We start from the raw sequence: 13,324 nt of genomic DNA, 5'->3' as shown, positions 1-13,324 counted from the left end.
TCGGAGTTCAATTTTGTTGTTCAAGTTTATATCGAATAAATCAATTAGAAAAAGACATGAAGACAATAACAATAAAGCAACCTTGGGCTTCTTTAATAGTACATGGCATTAAAGACATTGAAAATAGAACATGGAAATGCCCGAAGAAGTATATCGGGCAAAGGATATTGATTCATGCAGGAAAAAGCTCCGCAAACTTTTGGGACTACCCGGTTGCTAGACAAGTCGATGAATTTATTCGGCAGATTTCAAAATCGGGAACTGATTGGAGTCAATATCCTTTCGGTTCTATTGTTGGCAGTGTTGAAATTGTCGATTGCGTGCGAGAGCACCCGTCAATATGGGCAGAAAAAGATGTTTGGAATTGGATACTTGCTAATCCCATTCAATTCCGAGAACCAATCCCGTTTAAGGGTAAATTGAGTTTTTGGAACTATTCGGGTATTCCCGAACCGGAGTTTGACGAAGACGGACATAGAATCTGCATTTGTACGATGAATATAAAAGAAGAGAATCAGGTTATACGTATGGCAGATCACTTCGAATGCCTCTACTGCGGAGGATATTGGAATAAATAATCAATAGGAAAACAATTTGAATCATGGCAATAGGTAATAATTATTAAATACAAACTATGAAAATCCATTATTTTTATAGAAAACCAAGTGATAATGGTTTTTACCATATAGAATTAAAAGCCTTTTTGGAGGAAAAAGAATTCTCCCGGCTAGGTGAAAAAAGGCTTAGCTTTAAATATTTAGAAAAACTGAGACTATGCGTGTCTAAAGATTTACAATTTTGCGATTGTAAGCATGAATTTGGACGAGATAATTGTACCGCCCATTTTGCTCATTCTCGTGAAGAATTAACGAAAGATTTGGGAAAATGGGAGTTTTATCCCCTTGATCGTCGAAACTACGAGAGGTTTAGAAAAGTGGCATTAGAAATATACTTGAAACAACAACTGGTAAATTTTGATGATTTCAAAGGGAAACAAAAGGGTATATACCGGGTGATCATCGGAGATTAATTCAAAAGGGAACCGGTAATGAGACAAGAGAAGGCGGATGATTTTATTCAAATGGCAAAAGATTTTGCCAAGGCTGAAAGGGAACTGGGTGTTCAAAAGTGGGTTTCTATCAGTATCGAACGTGTGGACAAGAACCGTAACAGGGAACAAATTTTCAATTATGATTTACCTCGTGAGGTTTATGAACGTTGGGAGTGGGTGGTAAACTGGAGACGGGCCAAGCTTGTTTGTAAATACCCGAAAGATCACGTGAATTGCTATTTTAGTTTTTATGACAAGCGTTTAGGGAACAATCCAAAGTTTACTGCAGACTTGAAAACTCTAACTTCCGCAAAAGCGCAAGTCACGAGAGTACAACGGAAAATTGATGAATACATTGCCTATAACAAGGCAAACAACTTGTTTTTCGATGAAAATACCGATGAAGACTTGTTGAAAGCGAGAAAGAAACTCGTGATCAAGATGGCTAACGTGAAAGCGGCAGAAGAACGATTAAAACAAAAAATAAAGCAGGTTAAGGAGAAAACGATATGAATAAAGATCGAAGAAAAAGATTGGAAGATTTATCAGAGCAGATTGATATAATCAAAAATGAACTAGAGGAGATTCGGGATGAAGAACAGGAGGCACGTGATAACCTACCCGATAATTTACAGGAAAGCTCGAAAGCCGAGCGCATGGATGAAATTATTCAAGCGATCGAGGAATCTATGGAATATTTAGAACAAGCCTGTGATGGTATTCAAGAGGCAATCCAGTGTTAATAGTTATAACTGCAAAAACACGATATGTATAAAAGAAAATATACAACCGTTTTATATATAAGGATAGAGCAATACATTGCTTTTGTTCGAACGTTACGTCGTTGCCCTAATTATGAATTTGTAAGTATAAAAATGAGTTACGAGCAATGTAAAGATGGTGTATATCGTCATTTCGGGTTATTCCGGATGACGATAAGATTCAGATCAATTCCGTGTAATCATGGATTAGAAATGTTCTATTTCGGAAAAATATTTCAACAGGAATTGGATAAAATGAAGTTGACTAATTATTAAACGAGTATGAAAACATTTAAAGAAATATACGAGGAAACCGTTAAGAACAACGGTTGTAACGCAGGCGAGACATTCGCCAAATCTATGTTCGAGGCTGGTCAAAAGTCCGGTATTAACGGGTATTTGAAAGGAATAACAAGTTGGGAAGATTGTTTTCAATTGGCTCAATTCCTTTTAATAAAAATGACAAGAGCGGGCATCGGCATGAACGCGGCAGAAGTGGCTATATCCGTTGAAATGAATCATGAAAACTCAAGATATAAATCCCGGATGGCCATCCAGTACTCCAGGGAAGGTGAAACGTCTCTGGAAGAAAAAGCTTATGAATTAGCAGACAAGATATTACAAGAAGATTCAAGTAATTATGATTCCCGAGAACAATTGAAAAAAGCGATTCTAGTCGGGTATAATTTACACCACGAGGATTTCGATGATTAATCTGCCCCCGAAAAATCATGATATATCATTGAAAAGGAAGACAATCAATAGAAGAAACGACTCAATTCAAATTAACATGAAACTAAAAGAATTCTCAACAACCGGAATAAAATCCTTGAAAGGTATAGCAACCATAACATTCACGAAGTCAGGTTGCATCAGTTTTAACAGGAAAGCCGTGGAGACAATAGGCCTAAAAACCGGGGATAAACTTATTTTCTTTCAAGATGAAGAGAACCCGAAAGACTGGTACATGAAAATATCGGAAGATAAAGGAGCCGAATTACGAGCCACGACGAGCGGTAACGGTGGATTGGTTTGTAATTTCGCCGTGGTTGCTCAAAACGTTTTCACGAGTACAGGAACTTCCTCTAGGGTAAAATTCCAAATCTCGACTCATCCAGACAATGACATGTACGCCATAATAACCAAAAACGAGATCTAGCAAACTCATATCAAATATCAACCTGAAAGTTAAAAACGTTTTTCACGATATGAAAACCAGGGACACGAAACTCGTTATTTGTACTCGTTGCGGGGGCCACGGCCAATTACGTTTCGCCACGGGTGATGAAAGGATACATGATTACAAAATTTGTGACACTTGCGATGGGACAGGCATATTGAAAAGAATTGTCACTATCGAGTACGAAAAATTAAAAGGACATCCAACATTAAACACGCATGAACCTGAGCGAACACAAAATGAAAAACCGGGAGTGGATCCGTGAATACATCCAATCCATGGGCGTAATCGCTTTCCAGGAATACGAATGTCGCGTGTGGGAAGCTCTCGAACAATTAAAAGACAATTCTTTTTACGATATCCGGAAAATCGTGAAAGAAGAAAACCTAGACCTATTTATTAAACTTTGCTGTAAATTTATCCTAACACACCCGGAATACGAGTTCAGCGAGGATTACACTAAAATCATAAAAAGATGCTACTAAAAAGAGAACATTGGAAACCGGCAGAAAAACAATTCGTGATAGACAACATCGGGAAATTATCCCCTCACGAGATGGCCAGACACCTTAGGAAAACGGAAAAGGCCGTAGAACAATACATTCACCGGAATCGGATCATCGTGAACGAGAAAGTAACCCGTAACGTTGTTAAAGAGATTCTCACGATCAAATTCAAGGACCCGGGATATTTTAACCCAACACGAGCATTTTATGATGCCGTGGGGATATCACAAAAAAGATGGTGGGCTCTATACAAAGGGCAGCAACAGATCAACGAAGATGAATATTCTCGGTTAATTTCACATTTTGATATCACCATGAAAGAAGTCCTTGAAATCAAACAATTATCTCTAAATTTTAGCGAGGATGGCAATAGCACAGGAAATAATTGATCGAATACTCGGGACAGCCGATATCGTCGGCATCATAGGGGAACACGTAAAACTCTCGAAAAGAAGCGGACAATACTGGGGTATGTGTCCGTTTCATAACGAGAAAACAAGTTCTTTCACCGTTTCCCCGGCAAAGGGAATATACAAATGTTTCGGATGCGGAAAAGGAGGTAACGTGATTAGCTTTCTCCAGGAACATGAAAAGATGTCTTTCCCTGAAGCCGTCCGGTATCTCGGGAAACGTTACAACATCGAGATCCCGGAAAAGGAACTCACCCCGGAAGAATTACAACGAGAGAAAAAAAGAGAAGCACAACAGGTCGCTTTACGAGCCGCCACGCTCCTATTTACCCGAAATCGCTTTTCAAAGGAAGCGAAAGAATACTTGATAAAAAGGGGATTCTCTCCCGAGGATTCGATTATAGAACGTTACCAGATCGGTTATGCCATGGCTCACCGGGCAACATCCGAGGCTCTGAAAAAACAGGGATTTTCCGACGAGATGTTATTCGACATTTCCATCGAGGGGAAAAGCGAAAGAGGCACGTACTACGATTATTTTCAAGATCGAATCGTGTTTCCTTATTTCAGCATTACCGGAAGCATCATCGGTTTTCAGGCCCGTTACCGTCAGCCGAAGGATAATGAACCCAAGTACCGCAATAGCCGGGAGACCGATTTATTCAAAAAAGGAAATATTATTTTCGGTTTATATCAAGCAAGAAATGCCATCATCAAGGAAGATAAAGTTTTCTGGACGGAAGGACAATTCGACGTTCTCTCATGGGTAAAATCCGGGCTAGAGAACACGGTAGGAGGTTCAGGGACAGCCATGACCACAAATCACCTCAAACAACTTATTCGCTTCACCCGAAATATAACACTCGTTTTTGACGGCGACAAGGCCGGACAGGCCGCCACCATCAAGAGTATCGAGAACCTTCTGCCGGAAGGGGCAAACGTTCGTTGCATACCATTACCCGACGGGGAAGACCCGGATAGTTTCGCCCGGAAGCTATCCCCGGATAAACTCAAGCAATACATAAAAAGCACGGAAGTCGATTTTCTCTCTTACTTGATTGACGTTTACAAAGAGACCTTGGACGACCCGATCACGAGCGAGGAAACCCTAACCCAACTTTTAAAATTACTCGCCCACGTGGAAAAAGCACCCCTTCGTGAAGCCTATCTCAAAAAATTATCTGCCACCTTCAATATAGAATTCAAAACACTAACCGAACAACTAAAAGAATTAACCCGGATGATTCCCGCCCGGGAAGAAGAGATGCAAACGGGGTTTTACGGGGTAGAGGAAGCTATTGAACTCATTCAAAACACGGGAGAACCGTGTATTCTAACGGGAGAATTTTCGACATTCACCCGGTACTACGGGGATACGCCCGTTATTTATTACAAAGGCATTCCCGGGGCTGATCAAATACAGAACCTCTCCAGATCTATCGAATTTTTCGAGTATTACGAGCCGGAAAAGTTAAACTTCGACGTGAATCATGAATCTTCCTCTTTATTACTCTTGAAAGAGATTTTCAAGGCCAAATCAACGATTAACATCAGGATTCCGGGAGAAGACACCATCGGGTTCGCTCAATACTACGTGAACATGTACAGCCATTCGCTACCCAACTCGACAGACACGGAAAAAGCGATTATGATTGATCGTTGCGCGGAAACCATCTCTTTCGCTTCCGATACAGTTCGAGCCATCATGGCCACCTCTTGGCAAAAATCATTCGGTTTAACCGCCAATCAATATAAAGAGATCTTAAAACCACATCTGGAGAAAAGGAAAGCGAAATCTGCCTTGATCACACAGCGGATAGATATCGACGATTCGATACTAAACTACGATCCCGAGGCCCTACCCGATTACGTCGAACAAAACGAGGAATATTCCCGTGTTTACCGCCGTCACGGATTCTATCCCCTCATAAACAAAGACGGGGATCCGGTCTGTTACATGTTCCGGAACGGCCAAAGTGGCCACGTGCAAGTTGCCGATTTTTACATGATCCCGTTATTGCATATCTACGACAAGGATTCAGAATACAACAAACGTGTTATTAAAATCAACCGCTTATACTCCAAACAACCGATATACATTGAAATTAAAAGTAAATCCCTGGCCTCCCTTCAATCTTTTGAAGAGATCCTCTTGAACGAGGAAGCCCTTAACTTCGAGAACGGGGACGTGAAACATTTCAAGCGAATCCGGCAAGCGATGAGTTACAATTACACGAAATGCGTGGAGCTGAAAACTTTCGGGCAACAGCAGGAAGGATTCTACGCTTTCGCCAACGCCATCTTTCACGAGGTGGATAACGAGTACCGCATTGATTACACTAACGACCTAGGGGTCGTCACGCATGATGATATAAACTATTATTCCCCGGCTTTCAGCAAGATTTACGCGAACCTTCGTACCGATAACGACAAGTACGAGCAACTTCGAAAATTCACGTACCGGGATATCCCGGTGGATAAACAATGTTCCTTCAAAGAATGGGCATCACTCATGAACGAGGTCTACAAGATCAACGATAACGGGAAATGGGCAATCATATACGCCATCATGTGCGCTTTCCGATCCGATATTCACGTGATCGACCGGTTATTCACGGCGTTATTCTTTATCGGTCCCACCATGTCCGGGAAAACCCAGATCGCCATTTCCATTCGTTCCCTCTACGTTGATCGGGACGCACCCTCCTTTAACCTGAATTCCGGTACCGATGCAGCCTTCTTCACCCTCATGGAAGGATTCCGGGATGTTCCTCAAGTTCTGGAAGAGTATAACAACAAGGATATCTCGAAAGATAAATTTCAAGGTTTGAAAGCGATCACGTATGACGGTGACGGGAAACAGAAACGCAAGGGAGTTTCCGACAAGGATATTGACACCTCGAAGGTAAATAGCCCGGTTATCATTCTCGGCCAAGAGACCCCGCAACGTGACGATAACGCCTTGATGAACCGTGTCGTGTTATGCGAGGTTCCCAAACGGAATGAAGAATACACCACCCGGGAGAAAGAAATCTTTGACAAGCTAAAAGAACACGAGAAAATCGGCTTATGCAACATTCTTTTCGAGGTGTTGAAATTACGGCCGATCATCCGACAACATTTCAAGGGACACTTGAGAGAAATCGACAAGAGTCTCACGAAAGCGATCGTGGCCGGAAGTAACGCCTCCGGGGACATGGTACGTATCATCAAAACTGTTTCCCTGTTCCTAACCACGTGCAAATTGTTAGAGAAGTTCGCCCCACACCTAGAATTACCATTCACCTATGATGAATTTTTCAACATAGCCATCAGTAAAGTTAAGACGCAACTTGAAATGATCTCCCACACGGACAAGCTCGCCGGGTTCTTCAAGGCCGTCGAGGTGATGATTAACAACAACACGATCAAAGAAGGACGAGATTTTGCCATCAGTCAACCGGGAAAACTCACGTTAAAACTCTCCGGAAACGAGAAAGAAGTCCGGCAACTTTCCCCAGCCTCCATGAAAGTTCTTTTCCTCCGGATCTCGAACGTGTTCACCATGTACAACCAATCATCCTTTAGAGACGAGGACACGACACAATCAACGATCGAGCAAAACTTGAGGTCGAACCCCGCGTATATCGGTATCGTGAGTTCGCGGAAATTTTCTTGGAATGTCGTGAACGAGGTTCCCAAGGGTGATCTTTCTAACGGCAAGGAATCATCCGAGATGATCAGAATCGTGGAACGCAAGGAACAAACAACAAGCTGTCTAGCTTTAAACTACGAGATATTCAAACAATATTTCGATATTGATTTGGAACGAAATGCCCCGGACGAAACCATTCCGGAACCGGGAACACAAAGCAAATTAAAAGAGATGATCCCGGCAAGTGACGAGAAACCATTTTAAACACATAACAAGTTGAACAAATATTTAAATTACCAAAACATGAAAACAGAAACCATCAAAATCGAAAGCGGCAGTATCGAATGTCCGGTTGTAAACGAACAACGTTACGTGGCAATAAAGCCCGTGTGTGAAATTTTAGGAATTGACTATCCGACACAAACAGAAGTGCTAAAATCTCATCCAGTTTTTAATTCAACCATTGGGTTAATCCCAATAGTTGGAGGTGACGGAAAACAACGAGACATGCTTTGCATTTCTTTGAAACGCTTCTTCCTTTGGCTCGGAGGTATTCATCCCAACAAGGTAAAAGAGGATGCGAGAGAAAACGTTTTAAAATATCAAATATTAATATGTGATATCCTTTACGAGAAATTCGTGGAAGAGCCTGAATTTCACAAAATGAAAAGCGAACAAAAAGAAAAATTACGCCAACAACTTGACGTTGTTGATGAATCCCGAGAAAAACTACGCAAACAACTTAAATCCGTGGATAATTTAACGTGGGAAGATTTCAAGGCCAATAAACAACAATTAAAATTACTATTCCAAGAATAACTTCAGGAAATAAATTTCCTGAAGAAAATTAATTTTGTGATTTCGCAACTTCTTTCCATATTTGCAATGTTCAATACTAAATACATAAAATAAATATAAGATCTCCTTTGGCAAGACGAGTGAATCCTCGTTACCCCAAAAATGAAATAGATTCAATATAGGGGATCTCAAATATAAATGAAGGTATGAAAAAGTTTTTATTAGTTATAATGGCATTATCTTTCTTGTTGTGTGCTTGTTCCTCCGATGATAATGATACCCCACAAAAAGAAGAAGAAAAAGAAGAAGACGTAAGATATTACGTGAAATACGAGGTAACAGCCAAGACACAACATATCAATCCCATCAAAACGATCAAGTTCACGACCGAGGAAGGTAGCAAAACAATAGAATTGACGGGATCTCTCACTTCCGAATGGGAAGCAACCTACGGTCCCGTTTCTAAAGATTTTGTCGCACAGCTAGAGTGTTCTGTAAATAACTACAATTATTCTCAAACATTTCATGCTCGTATTTACATATGCAGGGACAAGGAACCTTTCGTGATCAAAGCAGAGGACGAAGACAAAACGATCTCCTTGAAATACGCAATAGATTTTTAAAAAATTCCAACCTCATTGTTGAAAGAACAAAAAGAAAAACAGTACCACCAAAGTATCTTTCTCTAGCGATGGAGAAGATGTAAATAAACATGGAAATTCCTTGTTTTTATTTTGCCATATCACAACTTTCCCCTACTTTTGTAACGCTTAAAGTTTAATACGTAAGGTGGAGATAGACCACCCCGGATTCACGAAGGTGGATTTTTTATATCTATCAGGAAACTATGTTGCAAGATACGCGGTGTATACCCCCGTGTCCATGTTATAATGGCGTGGACGAGCCTTACGTAAGACTTTAAGCAGCGGGAAAGGTACACCGTTTTTATATGGTACCTACAAATGCTTAAAATTACGTAACATGAAAAAACAATCTCAAACCCCATCACCCCGGGGCATCATCGCTCAACGAAACAAGGTAAATACCTTCCGAGAACTATTCCTGAACAACCTTGACTCCCCTCACGTGGAGATTTACCGCAAAGCATGGGCGAAAGCAAGAGCGAGATTATCCGAGATGCAAGCTACCATCCATTTTTGCAGGAAGGAGGTATGCCATGAATAACCAACAAGCATCGACCCAAGCCGAGAAAGCCGTTATCGAATCTTGCATCCGGGACATGGAAAACATCTGTCAAGCCATTCAAGGCATCTACCCCGCCATCAACTCGAACATCCCGACCTCCCGATTCACCAACTCGGAAAAGGAAGCCTGTAACTTCATCGAGGCCATTCAAGCCGCATTCGTATCTGCCGGAAATCTATTAACGTCCGTCATCAGAAAGGAGGTTAAACATGTGTAACGACAAATACCTGGAAGCTCTCGAGGAATTAATGGACTCGTTCCTTGAACGATATTCCCCCGCCGACACGTGGCAGGAATCAAACGAGCAATACACCTCCACCGAGATACTCGAGATGTTTAACTCCGTTTACCCTATCCCCATGGAGGACATTTACGAACAATTACGGGAGAAGGGATTCAAGTGCGTTCCCGTGGCCGGCCAAGGTAAATTCGTCTGGCTATTACAAACGAGATCATGAGAACATTTTAAAGCATCACGTTTTGGGGATACCATTTTCACGGTATCCCTTTTTTTATCCCCCCGTCCCCCCGGTATAAAATGAATAGAAATAAGAGTGTGTTTTACAAGAAAAGTTTTTCAAAAAGTGCGACCTACCGACCTACCGACCTACCTTGGAAACATTTCTCGAAACTTGACAAGCACGTAATACACTATAATATAAATATTTAATAAGAAAATAAATAATATATACATGAAGTAGGTTATCGTAGGTTACCGGGTAGGTTGGTAGGTCACGGTAGGTCGAGTAGGTCATCTCTATTTTTCACGGCAATTATTCAAAAAAATTCCCGACCTACCAAAACAAGCCAAAAAAGCCCCGGTAGGTCGGGTAGGTCGACATTTTTAATTGAAAATATTCCGATAAAACATTGTCAAGTGCGTTATAATTGAGTATATTAGCAAAATATTCCGATAAAAAGTAGGTCGGTAGGTCGGTAGGTTACTAAAAAATTAAAAAACTATACACGAAAAATAATTTAGCCATTCACAAATAGATCGAGATGAACTATTACACCATTACAGTTGCCGTTAAACCATACATCCGGGCGTTTCTCGAGAATAATTTCGGTTCCCCGGTAGACATCCGGAAAGATCCGGAATTAAATAACATGGTTGAATTCCTGTTGAAAGAAGGAGCGACACGTCTGGACAAGACATTACAGATCAAGTACACTGATACCGTTTGCTTCCGGATATCAAGGGACACCTTTCACCGGTACGGCTTCACTCTCACGAAGACGGCCACGCAGCGACTTAATTGTTACCTGGAACGCCGGATCAAATTTTTCGCTCGTGTTTACATCGCTAACAACCGGAGTATCGGGATCCCTTTGGCCAGATGTATCCGTGATTTTCAAGAAAAATTCAATTTCCCGGAAGACGTCTGGAGTGCCGAGGCCATTCGAAAAGACTTCACGAGAAACGGTAAAACCGTCCAGTCGAAATTCATCACGAACTTTAAAAACGAATTAAATAAAATATTTCTGGAATTTATGTCCGAGAGTGGGACATTATCCAAATCTTTCCCTAAATCGGGACAAGAATAAATATCATATATAAAACATATAACCATGAATAACACCGGAGGTTTAAACAAAATGTTTATCTGCCCCATTTCCAATTTATCCAAAGATGGAAAAATCATATCCAGGGACAAATTAATTAACATCCCCTTCACCTACGACACGGGTGAACGTTCTTGCTCGTACAAGGAAGACAAAAAAGGAAAATATTATGATCTACAAATCAAATGTCAAATACCCCGTTCAGATAAGGCAGAAGAACTGATCAAAACATTCCCGCTACTTTACGTTTTAATAACGATCGACACGAACGGGATCTCCAGGTTGGAAGGAAACAAGGAAGAACCACTCCACCATGAATATGATCAAAAAAGCGGCAGTGACTTTTCCGATTTCAACCACGTCGAACTTAAATTTTCCCGTAAATTACGCCTCCCTCCCACTATTTTGCCGGATTAACTGTCCTTTTTATATTATCGACAATGCCATAATATTGCCTGAAAAACAGTATTATGGCAAAAGTTATTGAATTCGATATTGACGGTTACATCTCCTCTTACGGTTATAATAGCCGGTACGTGAAATCATTTTTAAAAGAAGCCGGGAAAGATCAAGTCATCTGCCACTTATGCAGTCTTGGAGGAGAATTTCTCGTTGGGGTGAGTATAAAAGACGAGTTCTCGAAACATGGAAACGTGCTTGTTGACATTTCCGGTTATGCCGCCAGTGCCGCCACGTTCATCGCACTCGGGGCCAAACATACTCGCATGAGTGAATCTTCATTCTACCTTATCCATAAAGTCCTAAGCTGGGTTGATGCCTGGGGCAGCATGAACGAGGATCAGATCTCCGAGTTGATTTCCGATCTTGAAAAAATCAAGGACGAGAACGAGAAAATGACCCTTGTCGCGGCAAAAGCGTACGCGGATAAAAGTGGTAAATCCATCACTGATATTCTCAACTTGATGAAACAAGATACTTGGTTAACCGCGGATGAAGCCAAAGAATGGGGATTCGTGGACGAGGTGTACAAAACCACCACTCGATTCGATTCTTCCCGTGTCTCGGAGAAGTTCAACGCACTAGGCCTTCCCCGCCTACCTTCCGGGGAAAGAACATCATCAAACTTGGATGTTGACACCATCGTGAACAAAGTCGTGTCCGGGATCAAAAATATCATGCCCAAAAAATCGCAGGTACCCGAAACAAACACGAACGATAACCATAATCAAAAAACAATCCTCATGAACAAATTTGACAGAATTAATTCCATCTTGAAAGTGGAACACTTGGAAAGCACGGACGGGCAAGGATGCTACTTGAACGCGACACAACTCCAGGCCCTTGAAGATGCCATCTCCCAACGAGACCAACAAATCAGCAACATCAAGCAATGTGAAACGGAGTACAACAACGCTGTCACGACCCTTAACGAACTACACCCCGATATCGCGGCAGAAAGCTCCTTCCCGAAAAAAATAAACGTCATCCGGGAAAAACTAGCCGCCAAGCCGGGAACCCCCATTTCCGGGATTCACGAACAGAAACACAAAGAAGATGGCGTTGACTGGGAGAAACTCAATTCGATGAAACACATGCAAGAATAACCTTTAAACAAGTAATAAAAATGGCAGCAGATTTATTAGTTAGTGAAATCGTACAGGCCTACGGAGCCTACTATTTAAACAGTGGTCAAAACCTTAATAATATCATTAAAATATTAACCCAAGGTTCCGTTACTCCCACTCACATGACCCCGATCAAGACAGATAACGACGTGTACAGGATGGCCTCATTCGATATAGGTCCGATCGTCCAACCTTTCAAAAAATCGTGGACCCCGACCGACCCGGGAGAGTTCCATCCCCAAGAGATCAGGAAACGCCGGATGAAAGTAGACCTTGACATCTGGCCGGATGATATTAAAAGTTCCTGGTTGGGTTTCTTGGCAGGGCAAGATCTTTCCCGTAAAGATTGGCCTTTAATCCGTTTCTTGATGGAAAATTACTTGATCCCGAGAATCCACCAGGACATGGAATCCATGGTCTACTATGACGGGGTGTACAAGGCTCCCACGGGATCTACCGCGGGAAAACCGGAAGAATCCATGGACGGCCTGAAATTATTATTACAAAAAGGAGTCGATGACGGTTCCATGAAACTCCTCTCTATCGGGGCATTGGATAAAACAACTGTTTTCGATCAAGTCGAGGCCGCGATTGATGAAATTTCCGAGATCTATCAAGGGGTAGAG

Annotated in this window: 19 protein-coding genes; all 19 read left to right on the top strand. The window is 41.6% G+C overall.

Annotated elements, in window-relative coordinates; translation table 11 throughout:
• Window positions 1-56: 56 nt before the first annotated feature.
• Complete coding sequence (locus AB5542_RS13245) at window positions 57-578, top strand: ASCH domain-containing protein (RefSeq protein WP_279038244.1); 522 nt, start codon at window positions 57-59, stop codon at window positions 576-578.
• 56 nt (window positions 579-634) lie between these two features.
• Window positions 635-1,030 (top strand): hypothetical protein, encoded by a 396-nt coding sequence (locus tag AB5542_RS13240; protein WP_279038245.1) that lies wholly within the window; start codon window positions 635-637, stop codon window positions 1,028-1,030.
• A gap of 18 nt (window positions 1,031-1,048) precedes the next feature.
• On the top strand, window positions 1,049-1,564 hold the full coding sequence (locus AB5542_RS13235; protein WP_279038247.1) for a hypothetical protein: 516 nt from the start codon (window positions 1,049-1,051) through the stop codon (window positions 1,562-1,564).
• Window positions 1,561-1,794, top strand: a complete 234-nt coding sequence (locus AB5542_RS13230) for a hypothetical protein (protein ID WP_279038248.1) — start codon at window positions 1,561-1,563, stop codon at window positions 1,792-1,794. Before AB5542_RS13235 ends, AB5542_RS13230 begins: the two co-directional genes overlap by 4 nt.
• 300 nt (window positions 1,795-2,094) lie before the next feature.
• Entirely contained in the window at window positions 2,095-2,526 is a 432-nt protein-coding gene (locus tag AB5542_RS13225; protein ID WP_279038250.1) for a hypothetical protein, read from the top strand.
• A 76-nt stretch (window positions 2,527-2,602) separates the two neighbouring features.
• Window positions 2,603-2,971: a hypothetical protein gene (locus AB5542_RS13220; protein WP_270430169.1), complete on the top strand. Its 369-nt coding sequence runs from the start codon at window positions 2,603-2,605 to the stop codon at window positions 2,969-2,971.
• Between the two features lie 49 nt (window positions 2,972-3,020).
• Window positions 3,021-3,257 (top strand): hypothetical protein, encoded by a 237-nt coding sequence (locus tag AB5542_RS13215; RefSeq protein ID WP_279038252.1) that lies wholly within the window; start codon window positions 3,021-3,023, stop codon window positions 3,255-3,257.
• 13 nt (window positions 3,258-3,270) lie between these two features.
• On the top strand, window positions 3,271-3,477 hold the full coding sequence (locus AB5542_RS13210) for a hypothetical protein (RefSeq protein WP_279038253.1): 207 nt from the start codon (window positions 3,271-3,273) through the stop codon (window positions 3,475-3,477).
• Complete coding sequence (locus AB5542_RS13205; protein ID WP_279038255.1) at window positions 3,468-3,887, top strand: XRE family transcriptional regulator; 420 nt, start codon at window positions 3,468-3,470, stop codon at window positions 3,885-3,887. The genes AB5542_RS13210 and AB5542_RS13205 overlap by 10 nt, the downstream gene beginning before the upstream one ends.
• Window positions 3,862-7,806 carry a DNA primase gene (dnaG, locus tag AB5542_RS13200; RefSeq protein WP_279038257.1) on the top strand — a complete coding sequence of 1,315 codons (3,945 nt, stop codon included), beginning with the start codon at window positions 3,862-3,864 and terminating at the stop codon, window positions 7,804-7,806. Before AB5542_RS13205 ends, dnaG begins: the two co-directional genes overlap by 26 nt.
• A 39-nt stretch (window positions 7,807-7,845) precedes the next feature.
• Window positions 7,846-8,361: a phage antirepressor N-terminal domain-containing protein gene (locus AB5542_RS13195; protein ID WP_279038259.1), complete on the top strand. Its 516-nt coding sequence runs from the start codon at window positions 7,846-7,848 to the stop codon at window positions 8,359-8,361.
• A gap of 185 nt (window positions 8,362-8,546) precedes the next feature.
• The gene (locus AB5542_RS13190) at window positions 8,547-8,963 is read left to right on the top strand and encodes a hypothetical protein (protein WP_270430162.1); all 417 of its coding nucleotides are present in this window, start codon (window positions 8,547-8,549) and stop codon (window positions 8,961-8,963) included.
• A 358-nt stretch (window positions 8,964-9,321) separates the two neighbouring features.
• Window positions 9,322-9,525: a hypothetical protein gene (locus AB5542_RS13185; protein ID WP_278701281.1), complete on the top strand. Its 204-nt coding sequence runs from the start codon at window positions 9,322-9,324 to the stop codon at window positions 9,523-9,525.
• Window positions 9,518-9,763 (top strand): hypothetical protein, encoded by a 246-nt coding sequence (locus tag AB5542_RS13180; RefSeq protein ID WP_278701282.1) that lies wholly within the window; start codon window positions 9,518-9,520, stop codon window positions 9,761-9,763. The genes AB5542_RS13185 and AB5542_RS13180 overlap by 8 nt, the downstream gene beginning before the upstream one ends.
• Entirely contained in the window at window positions 9,756-10,004 is a 249-nt protein-coding gene (locus AB5542_RS13175) for a hypothetical protein (RefSeq protein ID WP_278701283.1), read from the top strand. Before AB5542_RS13180 ends, AB5542_RS13175 begins: the two co-directional genes overlap by 8 nt.
• A gap of 544 nt (window positions 10,005-10,548) precedes the next feature.
• Window positions 10,549-11,094 carry a hypothetical protein gene (locus AB5542_RS13170; protein WP_278701285.1) on the top strand — a complete coding sequence of 182 codons (546 nt, stop codon included), beginning with the start codon at window positions 10,549-10,551 and terminating at the stop codon, window positions 11,092-11,094.
• A 24-nt stretch (window positions 11,095-11,118) separates the two neighbouring features.
• A complete protein-coding gene (locus AB5542_RS13165) occupies window positions 11,119-11,529 on the top strand; it encodes a hypothetical protein (protein ID WP_270430160.1) in 411 nt (136 codons plus the stop codon).
• A gap of 53 nt (window positions 11,530-11,582) precedes the next feature.
• Window positions 11,583-12,677, top strand: a complete 1,095-nt coding sequence (locus AB5542_RS13160; RefSeq protein ID WP_270430159.1) for a Clp protease ClpP — start codon at window positions 11,583-11,585, stop codon at window positions 12,675-12,677.
• A 20-nt stretch (window positions 12,678-12,697) separates the two neighbouring features.
• Window positions 12,698-13,324: hypothetical protein (locus AB5542_RS13155; RefSeq protein WP_368243118.1), on the top strand; the 627-nt coding region annotated here is incomplete at its 3' end.

Origin of the sequence: Butyricimonas sp. RTP31003st1_G1_RTP31003_210430 (genome assembly GCF_040920905.1) — a bacterium.
In the GTDB taxonomy this organism is placed as follows: Bacteria; Bacteroidota; Bacteroidia; order Bacteroidales; family Marinifilaceae; genus Butyricimonas; species Butyricimonas paravirosa.
The sequence above is the reverse complement of the archived record's forward strand: the minus strand, read 5'-3'. Positions and strand labels throughout refer to the sequence as shown.